This window comes from Allobacillus halotolerans (assembly GCF_018967645.1).
GTDB classification, from domain to species: domain Bacteria; phylum Bacillota; class Bacilli; order Bacillales; family Alkalibacillaceae; genus Allobacillus; species Allobacillus halotolerans.
Map to the genome: position 1 here is coordinate 132,394 of NZ_JAHLZF010000003.1, position 18,995 is coordinate 151,388.

19 protein-coding genes and 1 other RNA gene are annotated in these 18,995 nt (G+C 41.2%); 13 read left to right on the plus strand and 7 right to left on the minus strand.

Annotated elements, in window-relative coordinates; all coding sequences use genetic code 11:
• Window positions 1–5 precede the first annotated feature (5 nt).
• Genes KQ486_RS03580 through dppA form a run of 3 tightly spaced genes read right to left on the minus strand, consistent with a single transcriptional unit; the run spans window position 6 to window position 2,742 of the window.
• On the minus strand, window positions 6–971 hold the full coding sequence (locus KQ486_RS03580) for an ABC transporter permease (protein WP_144163220.1): 966 nt from the start codon (window positions 969–971) through the stop codon (window positions 6–8).
• Window positions 972–973: 2 nt separating this feature from the next.
• The gene (locus KQ486_RS03585; RefSeq protein ID WP_144163219.1) at window positions 974–1,906 is read right to left on the minus strand and encodes an ABC transporter permease; all 933 of its coding nucleotides are present in this window, start codon (window positions 1,904–1,906) and stop codon (window positions 974–976) included.
• 11 nt (window positions 1,907–1,917) lie between these two features.
• The gene (gene dppA / locus KQ486_RS03590; RefSeq protein ID WP_216686818.1) at window positions 1,918–2,742 is read right to left on the minus strand and encodes a D-aminopeptidase DppA; all 825 of its coding nucleotides are present in this window, start codon (window positions 2,740–2,742) and stop codon (window positions 1,918–1,920) included.
• 221 nt (window positions 2,743–2,963) lie between these two features.
• On the opposite strand from dppA, the gene acsA reads away from it, so the two are divergent.
• On the plus strand, window positions 2,964–4,679 hold the full coding sequence (gene acsA / locus KQ486_RS03595) for an acetate--CoA ligase (protein WP_216686819.1): 1,716 nt from the start codon (window positions 2,964–2,966) through the stop codon (window positions 4,677–4,679).
• A gap of 235 nt (window positions 4,680–4,914) precedes the next feature.
• On the opposite strand, the gene KQ486_RS03600 is transcribed toward acsA, so the two are convergent.
• Together KQ486_RS03600 and KQ486_RS03605 are read right to left on the minus strand one after the other, a co-directional pair.
• Window positions 4,915–5,661: an SDR family NAD(P)-dependent oxidoreductase gene (locus KQ486_RS03600; RefSeq protein ID WP_216686820.1), complete on the minus strand. Its 747-nt coding sequence runs from the start codon at window positions 5,659–5,661 to the stop codon at window positions 4,915–4,917.
• Window positions 5,662–5,736: 75 nt separating this feature from the next.
• The gene (locus tag KQ486_RS03605) at window positions 5,737–6,126 is read right to left on the minus strand and encodes a hypothetical protein (protein WP_216686821.1); all 390 of its coding nucleotides are present in this window, start codon (window positions 6,124–6,126) and stop codon (window positions 5,737–5,739) included.
• A 252-nt stretch (window positions 6,127–6,378) separates the two neighbouring features.
• Here KQ486_RS03605 and KQ486_RS03610 point away from each other — a divergent pair, with 252 nt between their 5' ends.
• The 3 genes from KQ486_RS03610 to KQ486_RS03620 all read left to right on the plus strand — a co-directional run bounded on the left by KQ486_RS03610 (window position 6,379) and on the right by KQ486_RS03620 (window position 9,119).
• Window positions 6,379–7,665, plus strand: a complete 1,287-nt coding sequence (locus KQ486_RS03610) for a purine/pyrimidine permease (protein WP_144163336.1) — start codon at window positions 6,379–6,381, stop codon at window positions 7,663–7,665.
• 85 nt (window positions 7,666–7,750) lie between these two features.
• Entirely contained in the window at window positions 7,751–8,272 is a 522-nt protein-coding gene (locus tag KQ486_RS03615) for a type 1 glutamine amidotransferase domain-containing protein (RefSeq protein ID WP_144163335.1), read from the plus strand.
• Between the two features lie 82 nt (window positions 8,273–8,354).
• Window positions 8,355–9,119 (plus strand): DUF3891 family protein, encoded by a 765-nt coding sequence (locus KQ486_RS03620; RefSeq protein ID WP_216686822.1) that lies wholly within the window; start codon window positions 8,355–8,357, stop codon window positions 9,117–9,119.
• Window positions 9,120–9,190: 71 nt separating this feature from the next.
• Here the strand turns inward: KQ486_RS03620 and KQ486_RS03625 are convergent, their stop codons facing one another.
• A complete protein-coding gene (locus KQ486_RS03625; protein WP_216686823.1) occupies window positions 9,191–10,474 on the minus strand; it encodes a glycoside hydrolase family 18 protein in 1,284 nt (427 codons plus the stop codon).
• 107 nt (window positions 10,475–10,581) lie between these two features.
• Here KQ486_RS03625 and tadA point away from each other — a divergent pair, with 107 nt between their 5' ends.
• The 6 genes from tadA (at window position 10,582) to recR (ending at window position 15,083) form a co-directional block, all read left to right on the plus strand.
• The gene (gene tadA / locus KQ486_RS03630; protein WP_216686824.1) at window positions 10,582–11,052 is read left to right on the plus strand and encodes a tRNA adenosine(34) deaminase TadA; all 471 of its coding nucleotides are present in this window, start codon (window positions 10,582–10,584) and stop codon (window positions 11,050–11,052) included.
• 82 nt (window positions 11,053–11,134) lie between these two features.
• Window positions 11,135–11,401, plus strand: an RNA gene (gene ffs, locus KQ486_RS03635) — signal recognition particle sRNA large type.
• 61 nt (window positions 11,402–11,462) lie between these two features.
• The gene (gene nadX / locus KQ486_RS03640) at window positions 11,463–12,239 is read left to right on the plus strand and encodes an aspartate dehydrogenase (protein WP_216686825.1); all 777 of its coding nucleotides are present in this window, start codon (window positions 11,463–11,465) and stop codon (window positions 12,237–12,239) included.
• 207 nt (window positions 12,240–12,446) lie between these two features.
• Window positions 12,447–14,144: a DNA polymerase III subunit gamma/tau gene (gene dnaX, locus KQ486_RS03645; RefSeq protein WP_144163330.1), complete on the plus strand. Its 1,698-nt coding sequence runs from the start codon at window positions 12,447–12,449 to the stop codon at window positions 14,142–14,144.
• A gap of 12 nt (window positions 14,145–14,156) precedes the next feature.
• On the plus strand, window positions 14,157–14,474 hold the full coding sequence (locus tag KQ486_RS03650) for a YbaB/EbfC family nucleoid-associated protein (RefSeq protein WP_144163329.1): 318 nt from the start codon (window positions 14,157–14,159) through the stop codon (window positions 14,472–14,474).
• Between the two features lie 12 nt (window positions 14,475–14,486).
• Window positions 14,487–15,083 (plus strand): recombination mediator RecR, encoded by a 597-nt coding sequence (gene recR, locus KQ486_RS03655; RefSeq protein WP_144163328.1) that lies wholly within the window; start codon window positions 14,487–14,489, stop codon window positions 15,081–15,083.
• Between the two features lie 830 nt (window positions 15,084–15,913).
• Here recR and KQ486_RS03660 read toward each other — a convergent pair.
• On the minus strand, window positions 15,914–16,465 hold the full coding sequence (locus KQ486_RS03660; RefSeq protein WP_216686826.1) for a hypothetical protein: 552 nt from the start codon (window positions 16,463–16,465) through the stop codon (window positions 15,914–15,916).
• A 226-nt stretch (window positions 16,466–16,691) separates the two neighbouring features.
• On the opposite strand from KQ486_RS03660, the gene KQ486_RS03665 reads away from it, so the two are divergent.
• The 3 genes from KQ486_RS03665 (at window position 16,692) to KQ486_RS03675 (ending at window position 18,993) form a co-directional block, all read left to right on the plus strand.
• Window positions 16,692–16,958 (plus strand): pro-sigmaK processing inhibitor BofA family protein, encoded by a 267-nt coding sequence (locus KQ486_RS03665; RefSeq protein ID WP_216686827.1) that lies wholly within the window; start codon window positions 16,692–16,694, stop codon window positions 16,956–16,958.
• An 86-nt stretch (window positions 16,959–17,044) separates the two neighbouring features.
• Window positions 17,045–17,224: a sigma factor G inhibitor Gin gene (locus tag KQ486_RS03670; protein ID WP_216686828.1), complete on the plus strand. Its 180-nt coding sequence runs from the start codon at window positions 17,045–17,047 to the stop codon at window positions 17,222–17,224.
• 332 nt (window positions 17,225–17,556) lie between these two features.
• Window positions 17,557–18,993, plus strand: coding sequence for an aminotransferase class I/II-fold pyridoxal phosphate-dependent enzyme (locus KQ486_RS03675; RefSeq protein ID WP_216686829.1), 1,437 nt, complete (start codon window positions 17,557–17,559; stop codon window positions 18,991–18,993).
• Window positions 18,994–18,995: the final 2 nt, after the last annotated feature.

An 18,995-nucleotide genomic window follows, 5' to 3' on the forward strand; every position in this document is an offset into this window, starting at 1 on the left:
TGGGGTTACCTCCTGAGTTTCGGGTCTAAGGCATCTTGTAAGCCATCACCTAGTACGTTAAAGGCAAACATGGTTGCCGAGATGAAAAATGCTGGGAAGAATAAGCGCCACCAATGCCCAGACAAAATCGTTGTCAACGCATCATTAGCCATCACACCCCAACTAGCGAAAGGAAACTGGACGCCTAGACCTAAAAAGCTTAAAAAGGCTTCTGCAAAGATGGCTGTAGGTACCGTCAACGTCATTTGAACGATGATTGGTCCCATTGTGTTCGGTAATAAATTTTTCCGGATAATCCGACTCGTTTTTGCGCCAAATGACTTTGATGCATGGACGAATTCATAGTTTTTGATCTGTAAAACTTGTCCACGGACAATCCGGGCCATACCTACCCAACCCGTAACCGTCAGTGCCAAAATAATCGTTGAAAGACTCGGTCCCAAAACAACCAATAACAAAATAACGACGAGTAAATAAGGTAATCCGTATAATATCTCGACAATCCGCATCATAAGATTATCGGTTCTTCCGCCTTTATAGCCTGAGACACCTCCGTAAATGACACCAACCGTAAAATCAATGAGGGCAGCCATAATGCCGACGAATAAAGAAATCCGAGCGCCATACCATGTCCGTGTAAAGACGTCTCTACCAAGATTGTCTGTCCCAAACCAATAGGTCGAGGAAGGCGGTTGGTTTTGATTTGCCAAGCTTGTTTCACTAACTGAATAAGGTGTTAAGTATGGACCGATGATCGCCATGATTCCTAATAGAATGAGAAAAATCAGTCCACCCATTGCTATGTAATTGGAACGAAGACGAATCCAGGCGTCCTTCCAATAGGAGAGTGAAGGACGAACAACGGTATTGGATGAGTCACTTGATCCTTCCAATGGTTTAAACCAATCGAGGGGAATCTCTTTTGAATTTGGATCGATGTGGTCGTGTGATTGTGTTGTATGTGATTTCATGCCTAATTCCCCTCTTCCTTGTGCAGTTTAATCCGAGGGTCTAACAACCCGTATGCAATATCAACTAAAAATAAGGCGAACACGAGAAATGCACTATAAAAGACGGTTGTGCCCATAATGACCGGATAGTCCCGCTGGTTAATACTCTCGACAAAATACTTACCCATTCCAGGAATCGCGAAGATTTTCTCAATGACAAAAGTTCCTGTCAGGATGCCCGCCAATAAGGTTCCCATAATTGTCACGACAGGCATTAATGCATTTTTAAGTGCGTGCTTTATGACGACTTTGTATGGGGCTAATCCTTTGGCACGTGCCATCTTAATGTAATCTTGCGTCAACACTTCCAACATGCTCGACCGTGTTAACCGGGCAATGATCGCCATTGGCCCAGTCGCTAATGCGAGTGTCGGAAGAATCATATGCATGGGAGATTGCCATGTAGCGACAGGGAAGAAACCTGCGTTTACGGCTAATTGTTGAATCAACAATGTCGCTAACACAAAGTTCGGAATGGAAATGCCGAGTACGGCGATCATCATCGCAAGGTAATCGATGATTCCGTTATGACGCAAAGCGGCTAATACCCCTAAAATAATTCCAGAGACCAATGCTACTAAAATAGCGATGATTCCAAGCTCTGCTGAAATCGGAAATCCTCGTGCCAGTAAATCATTAACCGTATCATTCGGTTTTTTGATAGATGGTCCGAAGTCTAATGTTGCAATCGATTTTAAGTAAATAAAATATTGCACAATAGGAGGTTCGTCTAAATTAAAATGCCGTTCCAAATTCTCTTGGACCGCTTCATTGGAAGTTCTTTCTTCGTTAAACGGAGAACCTGGAATGGCGTTCATCAATACAAAAGTCAGTGTGGCGATAATCCAAATCGTTAAGATCATCATGAAAAATCGCTTGAGGATATAACGAATCATAATTTAACCTCCTAGGAAAAGGTTGCTTGCATCGCTAATTCTGTCATGACAATCATCGCTCTGTAAGCTTCCAAAATATCTTTCGCTTCAAATTTAACGATGCAACTATTTGGTTCTATTGTTGTTCCTGGCATAAATGCCGCCAACTCTGCTTGTCCATAGTTCACAAATTCAATACGCAACGTTGGATTTTTCGGTGGTGTCAAAGGTTTGACTTGAAAACGATTGTTAATGGCTTCTTCTGTTTTTCTTTCCAGTAATTCACCTGCATTTTTTAATGATAGCGATTTCACAGCTGAGCGCGTAATACTCTCCTTAACGGCAGCAGTCGTTACGTGAGGAATTAATGCTTCCGCCTCGGCAGCAGCACGGTCGTCGCCACCAACTAAAAGTACTGGAACATCGTAATAACCGGCAACTAAGGCATTGAAGCCTAACTCTCCAATCTCCATATCGTCTATATAAAAATTACGAACACCAAAGATCATGGAATGCGACATGACACCTGGCTGGCCGGCACGTGCATGGTAACCAAGGAACATTGCCCCATCAAAGGATTCGTCAAGTCCTTGAACCATGGAATAAGGTTTTACACCTCCAGTGATTAAATCAGCTTCTGGATGAAGTTCGTCAATTAATAGATTATTCATTTTGGAATGGCTGTCATTGACTAAAAAAGACTGACACCCTTTTTCAAAAGCTTGCTCAACTACATGATTAACTTCTTTTGTCATAATTTTTCTACTTCGTTCATAGTTATGTAATTGTGAATCGACAAACGTATGATCAGGCAATCCGGTAATACCTTCCATATCGACTGATAAATAGAGCTTCATTTTCATTTCACCTCTTAAGATGTTTAAATTAATTTGATAATTAAAAATATTACCACAAAATGTTGGTAAACACAATGAGTCCATTGACATATTGTGTCAGTCATAACCGCGAACCAATTGTTTTTCTTTTCAAAGTCAATTTTCTTTTATACAATGAAAACATAAATAATTTAGAATATTTGTATGATAATGAATAATCAATTTAAACAAGAGGTGATCCGATGAGTGAACAAGTGTTAAAAGCAGAGGCCGGACAACATAATTTAATGGACTATGCGGAGACGTATAATAATTTCGACTGGGAGGAAGCGAAAAAAGCATTCTCTTGGTATGAAACGGGCAAAGTGAATATGGCCTATGAAGCCATTGATCGCCATGCGGAAACGGCGGGAAAGAAAGACCAAGTGGCACTCTACTATGAGTCACCTGATCGAAAAGAATCTTATACATTTGATCAATTAAAGAAAATGAGTAACCAATTTGCGAACGTTCTTCAAGAGCATGGGGTTCAGAAAGGTGACCGTGTGTTCATGTTTATGCCGAGATCCCCAGAGTTTTACGCGAGCTTTTTTGGGATCTTAAAAGTGGGAGCGGTTGCAGGCCCGTTATTCGAGGCATTTATGGAGCAAGCAGTGAAGGACCGTTTAGAGGATAGTGAAGCGAGTGTGCTTGTGACGACACCCGATTTACTTGGTCGTGTACCTGAAAATGATTTGCCGAAATTAGAAAAGGTCGTATTGGTCGGTGAGAATGTAGAAGCCGATGGTCGCTATATTGATTATCACGAAGAAATGAAGCAGGCAAGCGAAGAATTTGATATTGAGTGGGTAGACTTAGAAGATGGCTTGGTGCTTCATTATACTTCCGGTTCAACAGGGAAGCCAAAAGGTGTTTATCATGTGCATTATGCGATGATTCAGCATTATCAGACGGGAAAATGGGTGCTTGATCTACAAGATGGTGATGTGTATTGGTGTACCGCAGATCCAGGATGGGTAACCGGCACGAGTTATGGAATCTTTGCACCTTGGTTAAATGGGGTTACCAATGTGGTTGTCGGTGGACGCTTCAGTCCAGATGCTTGGTACGGTGCACTTGACCGTTATAATGTGACTGTTTGGTATTCAGCACCGACCGCATTTCGTAAGTTGATGAGTGCTGGGAAAGATGAGATTGAGAAGCATGATTTATCCAGCCTACGTCATATCATGAGTGTCGGAGAACCATTAAACCCAGAAGTCATTCACTGGGGAATGAAAGCGTTTGACTTACGGATCCACGATACTTGGTGGATGACAGAAACCGGTGCACAGCTAATCTGTAACTATCCAACCGTTGATATTCGACCAGGATCAATGGGAAAACCAATTCCAGGTGTGACAGCATCCATCGTCGATGATCAAGGAAATGAGTTGCCACCGAACCAAATGGGCAATTTAGCCATTAGAGAAGGTTGGCCGGCGATGATGCGTAAAATCTTGAATCGCCCTGAGAAATATCAAAGTTACTTTGTTAACGGATGGTATGTTTCTGGCGATAGTGCTTACCGGGACGAAGACGGTTACTTCTGGTTCCAAGGCCGTGTTGATGATGTCATTAATACGTCCGGTGAACGAGTCGGTCCGTTTGAAGTCGAAAGTAAGCTAATTGAACATGAAGCGGTCGCTGAAGCAGGTGTGATCGGTAAACCGCATCCTGAACGAGGTGAAATCGTCAAAGCCTTTATTTCATTGAACGAGGGTTATGAAGAATCCGATGAATTATTGGAAGACATTCGCCAATTCGTCAAAACAGGCTTGAGTGCTCATGCTGCGCCACGGGAAGTTGAAATCAGTAACAAGATTCCAAAAACCCGAAGCGGTAAAATCATGCGTCGTCTGTTGAAGGCACGTGAGCTCGGTTTACCTGAAGGGGATACGTCTACATTGGAATATTAATTGATCAACGAAACCCACTTTAGGCTGAATATGCCTGAAGTGGGTTTTTATTAGATGATCTATAAAAAATAGAACTTCCGATGATTGGAAGTTCTAATGATTAATTATGTTCTTATTCCATTGATCTGGCTCCAATTCTGTCACAACTTAGTGCAACAAGCGCGCTTATTGTTGTTTTATGTTTACGTTAAATTAAAACTTATAGAGCAGTGGTCAGGGAAAATTAAAACTCTGTTCAAGGGAGACTTAACTTAGTCGTTCTTCCGCCATCCACAGTATACACCTGGCCTGTGATAAACCCAGCTTCATCGGCTGCAAGAAATGCAACGAGCGCTGCTACTTCTTCGGGTGAACCTGTACGGCCAACTGGATGAATGCGTGCGATATCGCGTCGGAAAGCCTCTACATCTGAATGGTTTTCAATCATATCATTGTTTAACTCCGTGTCGATCCAACCAGGTGCCACGGCATTGCAACGAATGCCTTCATGACCATGGTCTACTGCCACCGAACGGGTCAGCCCATGAAGACCAGCTTTAGACGCACAATAAGCCGCATGCTGTGGATTGGCAGCTAGCCCCTCTGTCGATCCAGTATTGACTATACTACCTTTCGTTTGGCGCAGGTAAGGCAACGCTGCTCGAATCATCAGGAAAGGAGCTGTCAGATTCACGTTAAGATTACGCTGCCAATCCTCAACGCTCATCTCTTCAATCGATGATTCTTGCATCATACCGGCATTGTTGATCACTACATCGAGTTGGCCTGTTCGGGCGATGACTTCTTTAACGATTCGCTCTGGTGAATTTGGGTCCAAGAAATCTGCCTCAATCCAGTCAAACTCTTCATCCTTGCCGCGCTGTGCGGTAATTACAGTCGCTCCTTCGTCATGCAACCTGCGGGCGATAGCTCGTCCAATTCCCGAACGCCCACCTGTAACTAGTGCCACTTTTTTTTCAAAACGCTTTATTTGTTTTGTCATTAATGTACCCCTTTCTTCAATAAATTGGCCCCATTATGAAACACCACTATGCCCGATTGTCGCCAGTGTATTCAGTTAATGTCTTTCAATAAGTATAAGATCATCGGAGGGTGTTAGATAATTTTTATTTCCTGTTGAAAAATCAGAACCATGACGTTTAATTTCTGCATATTGAACAACTTTATCTTCATAAAGAAAAACTAATAAATATATATCATCTCGAAGAAAGATATTACTTTTATCATTAAATTTTGTTCCTAGCTGTTCTTCAATGCCTTTCTCTGTACTATATGGCGTGAAAAGAAATGCTTTATCCCAGTCTTCGTTAGTAAGTGATTGGATCTTGATCTCACTTTTATTTTCATCTTTCACAATCGAATGAATGGAATCCTCTAAATCGGCATTACGCTGATTACATCCTACCAATACAAGTAACAAAAGAATCAATACAGTTATCTTTTTCAAATATATTCAAACCCCTTTTAAACCATTTGAACGTTTGCCGCATATAACAATCCAGTCCAATTTAGCCTGATTGTCGTTCGCCAATTCATTTCATTTTAGTTTATCACAGTTTATTGAATTTTAAATAAATTATTCAAGTCTTAATAGGCATAAAAACCAATTTTAACACCAAAAACCGTTGGATTCTGTCGATTAAAAGGAGTATGCTAATGAATAGAAACAAACGAAGTATGCAGTCAGGAGGAAGTTGTTTTGTTTTCGATTATTCAATGGTTTGTGTTTTTATTAGCGAATGCCGTCGCGATTCCCATCGTGATCGGTCCTTTATTCGATATGAGTTCAATAGAAGTCATGCAATTAATGCAACGGACATTCTTCATCATGGGTGTTGCTTGTTTTCTGCAAGGATGGATTGGTCATAAAATGCCGATCGTTGATGGTCCTGCAGGTATTTGGGTCAGTACATTTGCAGTTTTTGCAGGGACGATTTCAACTGCAACTGGCTCGGCTGAAAATTCATTACGATTACTCGAAATGGCCATGATTTTAACGGGCATTTTTTTAATGCTATTTGGTCTGTTCAAGATTTCCGGAAAAATTATCTCCATTTTCACCCCTCTTGTGACAGGTGTCTTTTTAACTTTATTGACTGTTCAACTGGGTGGCACGTTTCTGCAAGGAATGACGGGTGTTGCTGAATATGCTGTTATTCAAATTGATGCAACAATTGTTAGCTTTATCACATTTATTCTAGTGTTGGTATTGTCGTTGTTTTCACACGGGTGGAAGAAGAGTTATGCTGTTTTGATCGGAATTGTAGTTGGATGGGTCGTATATGAACTTTTTATTGGGACAAGCTCCGAACGGCCGAATGGTCTGCAGACGATCTCGGCACCTGAATGGTTTGCTTGGGGAACGCCGATTTGGGATTGGAGTCTCATACCGATCGCACTCTTAACAGCTGTCATTTTACTTTCAAATATTGTCGCAGCGCTTTCTGCCGTTACAGATGTAAGAGAAGAAAAAGCGAGAGTTTCTTATGGGGATATGAACCGGTCTAGCTTTACATTAGGAGTAAACCATGGGATATCAGGAATTTTCTCAGGTATTGCCGTCATTACTTTGGCCTCTTCAGCAGGGTTTTTAAAATTAACCGGTGAAAAAAGAATTCGACCATTCTTGATTGCTTCGGCTGTACTAATATTAGCTTCCTTTTTTCCGAGCATGATTTATTACCTAGCACAAATTCCAGCTCCAATTGCGAATGCGGCCTTACTAGCTACTTTTGTTGAGTTGATGGGCTTAGGAATTAAAAACTTATTTTCAAATCGATTGGATGACCGAAATACGACAATTATTACGGTTTCCTTATTAATCGGCTCAGGATTAATGTTCTTCCCAGCGGATAGTTTTTCAGGATTGTCTGATATGGTGCGACAAGTCGTCAGCAACGGGTTATTAGTCGGAACTGCTATCGCTGTTATTTTAGAGTTAATTTGGAAAAGACCTGAACAGCCAGCCGAAATTAACGAAGCATAATCATCCGTGATGTTTGAGTAGATGCTCATGTGGGAAACTTGTTTAATGTAGGCATAATCCTATATTTCAGAGGAGGATGTTTTAAATGAGTAAAAAAATCGCATGTGTAATCACTGATTTATTCGAGGACATTGAATATACAGAGCCTGTAAATGCATTTAAGGACGCAGGCCATGAAGTGGTAACGATTGAAAAAGAAAAAGGGAAAGTCGTACAAGGAAAACAAGGTGAAGCTGAAGTAGAAATCGATGCTTCCATTGATGATGTGAAACCGGAAGACTTTGATGCATTGTTTATTCCAGGTGGATTTTCACCTGACCAATTACGTGCAGATGATCGATTTGTTGAATTCGTCAAACCATTTATGGCGGATAAAGATAAACCAGTTTTAGCTATTTGCCACGGACCACAATTATTAATCACAGCGAAGACGTTAGAAGGTCGTATGGCAACAGGGTATAAATCCATCGCACAAGATATGATTTATGCTGGTGCTAATTTCAAAGATGAAGAAGTCGTCGTTTGTCATAACGATCTTGTTACAAGCCGTAATCCAAACGATATTCCGGCATTCAACCGTGAATCGTTGAAGGTATTAAATGGCTAATCATGAGTATCTTAAGTAGAGGTGTCCCATACGTGGGGCATCTTTATTTATACATACTCTTTTAAATAATGGGGTGAATTGAGTGATTGTAACGAAAACAGACCAGTTTTTTCGGTTGTTTACACAGCATGACCATGCAAAGGCAAGTGGAGAAATTGCAAAACATTGGCCGAGTGAATTATTTTTATCGGAACATTTACGAGAAGAAGTAGAATTTGCCATTGAACAACATGACCGGGCTTGGATTCCTTTGGATGATCAGCCGACATGGAACAAAGATAAACAAGAACCACATTCCTTTATGAATTACCCAAAAGAAGTGAAAGTTGAGCATTACCAAAAGGGTGTGGAAGAAGTACGAAACGAGTCGAAATATGCTGGCTTACTTTGCAGTCATCATTACTTATCGTTTTTTGATCATTCATCAAATGACCCAACCATCCAGCGCTATATTTCCCAGGAAATAAAGAAAAATGAACGAATTAAAGAGGAACTTGGTGAACAATTTAATGAGCAAGCATTTGATTTTCACTTTCGTTTATTGCAGTTTTGTGACGATTTATCGTTATACTTCTGCCTGAATGAACCAGGAATCGACAAAGAGAATGAGACGGAAATGTTTAAACGTGGTTTTCGTCAACAATTCGAAGGTATAAAGGAAAAAATGGTGGCATATTGGGAGCAACCCGACTTCATTTTATTGAAAAGCGGACCATTTGCAGAAACATTTTCATTAGAAATTCCTTATAAGAAAATCTCAAAAGCTGAGATTGACCAACACGGATTGAAACAAGCGTATGAAGCGGCGAAAACGAAGATGAGAGAAGCAAAAATCGAATCCGAATAACGGTGTTGTGAAACGTAAGCATAAAAAAGCATCCAGACTTTCATTCCATCTGGATGCTTTAAAAGGTTTCTCTATCTGTATTTAACGATTGCAAACTGATCTTGAAGCAACAACCAATTTTGTGGGAAAGCCAATCCGAGCTTCCAATAACTAATGCCTCTGAGTTTCAATTCTCTGATTAAATCAAACTTTGCTTGAATCGAACGAGCATCTTCAAACCAAACTACGTGTTCATTTCCTTCTACGTCCCAATAATTGAAAAACGGTGCCTGAGCCTCTTCATCGTATTGAATGGCCTGATTCATCGAACGAGCTAGCTGTACAGCTTGATTTGGACTAAGTGCGCGGGCATATTCACCGCCAGGTTCATAAGGAAGCGTCCAATCATAACCATAGAGATTTTGCCCAAGTAAAATTTTCTCGGCAGGCATTTCGGTAAGAGCATATTCAACAACTGCACGAACGGGACCGATTGGACTGACAGCCATCGGCGGGCCACCACTGTATCCCCATTCGTAAGTCATTAACACGACCATATCAGCGATCTCGCCATGAGCTTTGTAATCGTGCGCCTCATACAATTGTCCAGGCTGGTCCGCCCTGTTTTTCGGTGCTAATGCCGTGGATAGTAATAAATGATTGGCATGTAACCGTTTTTTAGCTCGACGTAGAAAATCATTATAACTTTCCTTTAGTTCTGCAGGAAGGAATTCGAAATCAAAATGAACATCACGATAATTCATTTCCGTAGCTATTTGGATGATTTCATCTAACAGCGTTGTTTGGACCGTATTATCGGTTAAGATCAGTCGCCCTAACTCCTCACTAAAAGCTCCTTCCTCCAAATTTGATATAACCATCATTAAAGATGCCCCGTTTGCTTCGGCAATAGCAGGAAAATCATCAATTGGTGGGGGATTCAATGTACCATCTCGATTGATCCGATAAGAAAACAGTGCCAAGTAAGTCAAGTACGGAGACTTTGAGCGAGCAGATTGTTGCAACTTTTCACTGACTACACCGCCGAATGGTTCGATGTAAGCATTGGAAACAATCGGTCGCTCAGCAGGTTTGGGAACTGCCAGTACCTGCCCGATTTGAAGTGGCGCCTCCAAACTTAAGTCATTATAGGCAGCGAGTGTTTGGTAGGTTGTATTTAATTTTTGTGCGATCAGATATAAACTTTCACCTGGTTGAACAGTATAAAAATCAATTGGAATCACTAATGCTTGCCCGACCACTAAGTCTTCTGGTTGGTCCAATTCATTCGCTTGAACAATCAAATCAACAGAGGTTTGATAACGTTGAGAAAGTAAATAGACGGAGTCACCTCGAGAAACAGTATGGATGATCAATCACGTACACTCCCTTTTGCACAGTATATGTTATATTTATGTGTACGAATAAAAGTTATGACTTGGAGATTCAGCCATCCGAAGGCTGAAAAAAGGAGTTGGCCGCGATGGATATTTATTGGATGGAAAAAGCAATCGAACAAGCGAAAAAAGCTGAAGCAATCAATGAAGTACCGATCGGGGCAGTGATTGTTCATGACGGAGAGGTAATCGGAAGGGGATATAATCGCCGGGAGACCGACCAACATAGTCAGGCGCATGCTGAAATGATGGCGATCTTGGAAGCCAATCAAACGATTGGGAGTTGGCGGTTGGAAAATTGCACGCTCTATGTGACACTTGAGCCTTGCCCAATGTGTGCTGGAGCTATTGTTCAATCGAGAATCCCACGAGTCGTCTATGGAGCTGCAGATCCGAAAGCAGGATGTGCAGGCACATTACTGAATTTATTGGATGAAAAACGTTTTAACCATCAGTCGGAAGTCGTGCCAGGCGTGCTGCAAGAACAATGTGCGGAACTGTTGAAAACATTTTTTAAAAACTTAAGAAATCGAAAAAAGAAGAATGCGGATAAGTAAGTTTTTCCGATTGCATTTTTCCCCAAATCGCTATATACTAGGTAGTGCACTTCAATTTGGAGTGCACGATATTTAAAACTTGCCGTGCTAGGTGGGGAGGTAGCGGTGCCCTGTAACCCACAATCCGCTATAGTGGGGCTGAATTCCCGTTCGAGGCCAGGTCATTGTATGGCCTGCCGCAAGGGAGCAGTGTTGACGCTTGGGTCCTGCGCAATAGAAACTCGCGAACCCTGTCAGGTCCGGAAGGAAGCAGCAGTAAGCGAACCCTTCTATGTGACGCAGGATCGCCTGGGCCGAGCTGCAAACTTGCGTAACGCATATGATGGCCTGGTCGACAACGGGTGCACGGTGTTACATACAAAATCAATGCTTGCCTTCATAGGTGAGCTTTTTTTATAGGGTGAATGTCAATGAGAGTCGGTTTAATCGGTGCAGGAACAATAGGTACGTATTTACTTGATGAGCTTTCCAGAAAAAATGATCAAGATATACGAATTACCAGTGTTTTCGTCCGTAATTTAGAAAAATATCAACATTTAGAAGAGCGGTATGGTGTACAATTGTACACATCTGTCGATGAATTTTTAGATTCATCAATCGACGTTGTTGTGGAAGCTGCAAATGTTCAAGCAGCTAGAGAAGTGCTTCCAGACATTGTGAGCGAGAAAGAAACCGTATTAATCAGTATTGGTGCACTAGCGGAAGAGAACTTCTTTAATAAAATAACAGAGATTATCAATGAAAAGAATCATCGAGTTCACTTACCATCTGGAGCCATCGGTGGTTTAGACCTCATTGAAAATGTTACTGAAGCGGGAATCATCGATACTTTATCTCTAGTCACAAGAAAACCAGCCCACACATTGTTGAGCGAACCGACCGATGAAACGAAGACGGTGTTTGAAGGGAACGCGGCGGAAGCAATTGAACAATATCCTAAAAATATCAATGTATCCATCGCATTGGCACTGGCTGGAGTCGGCTTACAACAAACAAAAGTGACTCTATTAGCTGATCCAAATTTGGATAAAAACATCCATTCCATCCAAGTAAGTGGTGATTTTGGTACAGCTTCGTTTGAAATTAGCAATAATCCATTTCCATCAAACAAAAATACAAGTTACCTAGCTGCTGTAAGCGTCCTTGGTACATTAAAGAAAATGACCAAAAGAATCAATATTGGTTAAAGCTTGAAAATATTCAATAGAAAACAGCGAACGAAAAATATGTTCATAGAAAAGGAGCGTCCAGGCGGAATCCAAACCGGATGCTCTTTTTTTGGCTTATTATTGAAGAGAATACCGTATGATTAAGAAAATAGACGATATTAAAATCCTATCCGATTGACGTAAAATCGGTTATAATAAAGAGAGAATTTTAAAGGAGAAAAGCTCATGGCATATCAAGCGCTCTATCGCGTATGGCGACCAACAGATTTTCGTGATGTCGTCGGACAAGAGCATATTACCCGCACCCTGCAAAATGCATTATTGCAGAACAAAGTTGCGCACGCCTATTTGTTTACGGGACCTCGTGGAACCGGTAAAACAAGTGCTGCAAAAATCTTCTCGAAGGCGATCAACTGTGAACGTTCACCGGTTGAGGAACCTTGTGGAGAATGTTCAGCTTGTCAGGGAATCCAGGACGGGACGGTCTCCGATATTATTGAGATTGATGCTGCATCGAATAATGGTGTGGATGATATCCGGGAAATCCGTGACAAAGTGAAGTATGCACCGACGTCCGTTAAATACAAAGTGTATATTATTGATGAGGTACATATGCTTTCACAAGGTGCGTTCAATGCGTTGTTAAAAACATTGGAAGAACCTCCAGAGCATGTGATATTCATTTTGGCGACGACGGAACCGCATAAAATTCCGCTTACGATTATTTCACGTTGTCAGCGATTTGATTTCAAGCGGATTTCACAACAAGCCATTACGGACCGATTGAAGTATATTTTAGATGAAGAAGACGTTCAGTATGAAGAAAATGCGATGATTCACATCAGTTTAACTGCTGAGGGTGGTATGCGTGACGCACTGAGTTTACTCGACCAAGCGATCGCTTACAGTGATGACTCGATGATTTCAATGGATGATGTACTTGCTGTGACAGGGTCGATTGCCCAAGAACATCTTTTTACGTTAACAAATGCCTTGTTGGAGCATAATGCTAAAGAGACCTTGCAACTCTTGGACCGTCAATTGCAATCCGGTAAGGACCCAGGCCGTTTCGTTTTTGACTTTATCCATTATCTTCGAGATGTGCTGATGTTTAAAAGCTCTCGGGGACAAGCTGAAGTACTCGTCCGAGCCATTCCAAACGAGGAATTCAAAGAGCAGACGGAAAAAGTATCTCGACATTGGCTTGAAACAGCGATTGGAATTTTGAATAAAACGCAGCAAGATATGCGCTGGACAAACAGCCCACAAGTTTTGCTTGAAGTTGCCCTATTGGACCTACAAGAAATTGACCTTCATACGACAGAAGATCAACCAGCGACGCCTGCAGAAGATACAGCTGTTCTCCAAAGACAGGTTGCACAGCTTGAGAAAGCATTGAATCAATTGAAAGAGCAAGGGGTTCAGGTGAAACAAGAGTCTTCTCCTGTGAAGGAAACGAAGCGGAGGACTAATCGGGGATCTGGTTATAAAATACCATATGAAAAAATCCGACGAACATTATCCGAAGCGACGAAGGAAGATATTCAAAATGTGAAACAAAATTGGGCGAACTTTATGGACCAACTGAAGCGGAACAGTCCGCCAGCTCACGCAAAATTGGTCGATAGCAAGCCACGAGCCGCTTCAGGAGAATCCTTGATTATTTCTTTCCGTTATGAAATCCATTGTTCATTAGTCATGGAAAATCAAACTATGATAGAATCACAATTGAGTGAGTATACTGGAAAGCAATTAACGATTATTCCAGTTCCTGAAAGTGAATGGACAACAATTCGAGAAGATTTTTTAAACCAACAGCAAGCGGAAGAACCAGCTAAAAAGGAAGAAAGTGAAGAAGATCCTTTGGTCGCTGAAGCCCGAAAGCTTGTCGGTAACGAACTACTTGAAATAAAAGAATCTTAAGGAGGCATTTATATGCGTGGTGGAGGAAACATGAATAATATGATGAAACAAATGCAAAAAATGCAAAAGAAAATGATGGCGGCTCAAGATGAGCTTCATGAAATGACATTTGAAGCAACAGCTGGCGGTGGCATGGTGAAAGTCATCGCAAACGGCAAAAAAGAAATTACAGATGTTGAAATTAGCGAAGAAGTCGTTGATCCAGATGATGTAGAAATGCTACAAGACTTAATTCTCGCAGCAACGAACGACGTCATGAAGCAAGTGGAAGACACGACGAATGATAAGATGGGTCAATTTACCAAAGGTATGAATATACCGGGCTTCTAGGAGGCACGCTTCATGTATTATCCAGAACCAATATCAAAGCTCGTCGACAGTTTTACAAAACTGCCAGGCATTGGTCCGAAAACAGCCGTCCGCCTGGCTTTTTTCGTGTTATCGATGGAAGAAGATGATGTGTTGGAGTTTGGGAAAGCACTCGTCAATGCGAAACGTGAGTTAACTCATTGCAGTAACTGTGGGCATATAACCGATAAAGATCCATGTAATATTTGTACGGATCCAAATCGAGATAACACGCTTATTTGTGTCGTTCAAGATCCAAAAGATGTGATCGCCATGGAGAAGATGAAAGACTTCCAAGGAAGATATCACGTATTGAATGGTGCGATTTCACCAATGGATGGAATTGGACCTGAAGACATTAATGTCACATCGTTGATTGAACGGTTAAAAGATGAAGAAGTAGAAGAATTGATTTTAGCGACAAACCCGACGGTAGAAGGGGAAGCAACAGCGATGTATATTTCCCGGTTAGTGAGACCGTCTGGAATCCGGACAACCCGAATTGCCCATGGATTACCAGTCGGAGGAGATCTGGAATATGCGGACGAAGTAACACTGTCCAAAGCTTTGGAAGGTCGACGAGATTTATAATAATACTCAATAGATATGTAAGTAATCCGCATTGCTCCTTTTAGTTGGAGCGTGCGGATCTTTTGTTAGGTCTTCGCTAAGCAAGAAAGCAAGTTGAAAAGTCGGGTAGAAGGGTTCTATACCCCCGAGCGGACAAGAAAAGGCGCCGGAAAGTCTTATAGGAGTGTTCTATACCCCCGAGCGGACAAGAAAAGGCGCCGGAAAGTCTTATAGGAGTGTTCTATACCCTCGAGCGAGCAGGAAATGACGCCGGAAAGTCCTATAGGAGTGTTCTATACCCCTGAACGGACAAGAAACGACGCCGGAAAGTCTTATAGGAGTGCTCTATACCCCTGAACGGGCAGGAAATAGCGCCGGAAAGTCTTATAGGAGTTCTCTATACCCCCGAGCGAGCAGGAAAAGAATCCGGAAAGTCTTATAGAAGTTCTCTATACCCCCGAGCGAGCAGGAAAAGAATCCGGAAAGTCTTATAGAAGTGCTCTATACCCCCGAACGGACAGGAAATGACGCCGTAAAGTCCTATAGGAGTTCTCTATACCCCCGAGCGAGCAGGAAATAATGCCAGAAAGTCTTATAGGAGTGCTCTATACCCCTGAACGGGTAGGAAAAACGCCGGAAAGTCTTATAGAAAACTCAATAGTCTATGCTGCTGCCATAATAAGATCAGGCCCTCATTATATTCAACCACGATCAGTTGCATCATATTACGTCTGTAATGATTTGGATTCGTCATATAATCATAGTTTTTTCGGCAACTGATTAATGTAATCGACATAACCAATTACAATGATATTAAATAGAATATAACTCAAATATCTCTTCTTCATTTTTTATCCCTTATTTTTATTGCCGTAGTGGTACCATTGTACGTCCTTAACTGCGTGGACAGGCATGTACTCTCTATCTAAAATCAGTAGATTATAGCTGGCATCTTCCCGTGTAAGATGATCCATCAAGCTTGCTGGTAACTTCATGTTCCATGTGGTGCGAATGCTCACTTGATAAGAGAGGTTTTCGTTGGTTGGTATAGGACCTTTTATGGGCTCTGATAGGTAAATCCCCGTATATTCGTGAAAAGCTTTTGGATATTCAATGACAAAGTAATAATCTTCATACTGGTGAAGTAAATCATAGAGATGTTGAGACAACGTGAAATCAAATTGAAAGGCCAATTCATTCTCTTGTACATCCATTGCTAACTGATTAATGGTGAAATTTGGAGGAATGAATTGTTTTTCTAATGAAATGTTTTCTTCATTAGTCGTCTCTTCATTTTGCTTTTTAACTACTTTTTGTGGTTGGTTAGACACTTCTTGATCTACACTTTGATTACATGCAACTAAAAAAATTAAACCAATTATTAAGAAGACATCTTTCCTCATATGTTCCTCCTTATCGCAGTTGCATGATTGATAGCAACTACCATTAGAATGTAACCATTGGTTTCCGCACAGTTGCTAAAATTTTCTATATTTACTATACCACAATCAATATATTTAAAAAATTACCAAATTAAATAAACCCATAAAAATGCGAAAATAACTTGTTCTACTTAAATTAGACACAACATAAAATGGCAATAGAGTAAGTGTAGAAAGGGGATGTCAGATGGATCCTATCGTCGTCATTTTAACGATCATTGCATTGATTGTTCTTGTTCTATTTTTTGGTCCGCCGTTAAAGTTGATGCGTTTTGCTTCCAAAGGAGTCGTTCGACTAATTATTGGCGCACTGTTTATTTTCTTTGCCAATGTATTTGGTTCGATGTTCGGGCTTCATATACCTATTAACGTTTTCACATCATTGTTCGTTGGATTTCTCGGTTTATTTGGTTTAGGGAGTTTAGCAGCCATTCACTTTTTGATCCTTCCTTAAATTTTCTATTAAAAATTTCATAGATTTATGTATAAATGCTTCTCGTCCTGGACAAGCTAGTAGATAAAGAGGAGGGGAAGTTATTTATGAGAGAATCTATGAAAGTTTGCAAGATTTGTGATCAACCGAAGCAAGAGGGGTTGCAGCTGTTCTTTGCGTTTATCTGTACGGATTGTGAAAAGGAAATTATTCATACTTCACCTGAAGAAGAACGTTACGATTACTATGTCGACCGGTTAAAAGCATGCTCCTACCAAAAACAGTAGGAGTCTTTTTTTTGTGCTTTAGTGATAGATTTATGCGCCCTTTTATGAAAGATATGAGACTACTGTTGGCAAATATGAGCCCGTTCGAGAGGATTATGTGACCACTAAAAGGATATATGGACCCTAGCTTAAGAATTATGTTACCAAACTAAAAATATATGGTCCTAAGATGGGAGTAGGTGGCACCGGCGTTCCAGGATATAGACCCGGATGATCAATAAATGGTCCCAAGATTGAAGTATATGCTCCCGTAGTTCGTCTAAGCGGTTGCTTTTCAATTTTAGATGCCTCTGCTATGCTCGATACAAACAACTGTAAAAGAGGAAGCTAAAATGGACCAACGACAAACCCCTTTATTTAACCGATTAATCGAACATGTGGACACGAATCCTGTTTCTTTTCATGTTCCAGGCCATAAAAATGGACGTGTTTTTCCTTCCCAAAAAACAAATCCATTCCAAGAAATGATGCCGTTTGATTTAACGGAGCTATCGGGATTGGACGATTTGCACCAACCTGAAGGTGTGATTCAGGAAGCAGAAGAGTTGGCAGCGGATTATTTTCAAGTAGAACGGACGTTTTTTCTCGTGAATGGCACAACTTCTGGGAATCTAGCGATGATTTTAGCGGCTTGTTCGCCAGGGGATGAAATTCTCGTCCAGCGAAACAGTCATAAATCGATCATGCATGCGCTAGAATTAGCAGGGGCTCGACCGATTTTCGTTTCACCTGATGACGATGAACAAGTGAGTCGTGTATCGGTTATTTCACGTGAAACAATAAGAGAAGCTATTAACCGCTTTCCTTCCATTAAAGCGGTTGTTTTAACGTACCCGGATTATTTCGGTTCAACATATGATCTGGAAAGGATTGTTGAGCTTTGTCATGAAAAAAACCTCCCCGTTTTAGTCGATGAAGCGCATGGCGCACATTTTCGGTTAGGTCTCCCGTTTCCGAAATCGGCGATTGATTGTGGGGCTGATGTGGTTGTTCATTCTGCTCATAAAACGTTGCCGGCTTTAACGATGGGGTCCTACTTGCATGTTTGTAGCAGCAAACGGATTTCACCCAAACGGATTGCGTATTATTTACAGATGGTACAAACGAGCAGTCCGTCGTATGCTGTGATGGCATCGCTTGATTTGGCGAGGTCTTTTTTGGCGACACGAACGGAGAAGGATTTGAAAGAAACGTTTTCTCAGATCCGCGCAATTCGTGAAGAGCTTAGTTCGTTGCAAAACGTATCAATCCAACCGATTCGACCGGGGATTGATGATCCGCTGAAAACGACGTTGTATTCAAATGACTTCGATATGCGAGATTTGGATGGCCAACTACAAGCAAAAGGCATATATGCTGAGATGGTACAAAATAATCAATTATTGTTGATTCATGGCTTCTATGATGAACAATTTGATTATTCTCGTTTAAAACAGGCAGTAAAGTCGGTGAATACGCTCGAATTAAACAATTTTCATGGTAAAATAAAAAGTAGACATGTAAAAAAAGAGATTCAACGATTGGAATTGAGTTATCAAGAGCTCCATCATTTGGATGCGGAATGGGTTCCGTGGTCAAAAGCAGTCGGACGATTAGCTGCAGAAACGATTACACCTTATCCACCAGGAATACCATTGATCCTCCAAGGTGAACGGATTCATGACAAGGAACTTGAGGTGCTTCATTCCAAAGAAAAGCTATTCCAATCGATTCAATACGATGGACACGATCTAAAACGAGGAATGACGGTTTATCGAGAACAACAATAGAG

What these genes read in the sequence shown, in the direction of transcription:
- KQ486_RS03580 (WP_144163220.1), bottom strand. Translation starts at nt 971, where the DNA reads ATGAAATCACATACAACACAATCACACGACCACATCGATCCAAATTCA.
- KQ486_RS03585 (WP_144163219.1), bottom strand. Translation starts at nt 1,906, where the DNA reads ATGATTCGTTATATCCTCAAGCGATTTTTCATGATGATCTTAACGATT.
- dppA (WP_216686818.1), bottom strand. Translation starts at nt 2,742, where the DNA reads ATGAAGCTCTATTTATCAGTCGATATGGAAGGTATTACCGGATTGCCT.
- acsA (WP_216686819.1), top strand. Translation starts at nt 2,964, where the DNA reads ATGAGTGAACAAGTGTTAAAAGCAGAGGCCGGACAACATAATTTAATG.
- KQ486_RS03600 (WP_216686820.1), bottom strand. Translation starts at nt 5,661, where the DNA reads ATGACAAAACAAATAAAGCGTTTTGAAAAAAAAGTGGCACTAGTTACA.
- KQ486_RS03615 (WP_144163335.1), top strand. Translation starts at nt 7,751, where the DNA reads ATGAGTAAAAAAATCGCATGTGTAATCACTGATTTATTCGAGGACATT.
- tadA (WP_216686824.1), top strand. Translation starts at nt 10,582, where the DNA reads ATGGATATTTATTGGATGGAAAAAGCAATCGAACAAGCGAAAAAAGCT.
- nadX (WP_216686825.1), top strand. Translation starts at nt 11,463, where the DNA reads ATGAGAGTCGGTTTAATCGGTGCAGGAACAATAGGTACGTATTTACTT.
- dnaX (WP_144163330.1), top strand. Translation starts at nt 12,447, where the DNA reads ATGGCATATCAAGCGCTCTATCGCGTATGGCGACCAACAGATTTTCGT.
- KQ486_RS03650 (WP_144163329.1), top strand. Translation starts at nt 14,157, where the DNA reads ATGCGTGGTGGAGGAAACATGAATAATATGATGAAACAAATGCAAAAA.
- recR (WP_144163328.1), top strand. Translation starts at nt 14,487, where the DNA reads ATGTATTATCCAGAACCAATATCAAAGCTCGTCGACAGTTTTACAAAA.
- KQ486_RS03660 (WP_216686826.1), bottom strand. Translation starts at nt 16,465, where the DNA reads ATGAGGAAAGATGTCTTCTTAATAATTGGTTTAATTTTTTTAGTTGCA.
- KQ486_RS03665 (WP_216686827.1), top strand. Translation starts at nt 16,692, where the DNA reads ATGGATCCTATCGTCGTCATTTTAACGATCATTGCATTGATTGTTCTT.
- KQ486_RS03670 (WP_216686828.1), top strand. Translation starts at nt 17,045, where the DNA reads ATGAGAGAATCTATGAAAGTTTGCAAGATTTGTGATCAACCGAAGCAA.
- KQ486_RS03675 (WP_216686829.1), top strand. Translation starts at nt 17,557, where the DNA reads ATGGACCAACGACAAACCCCTTTATTTAACCGATTAATCGAACATGTG.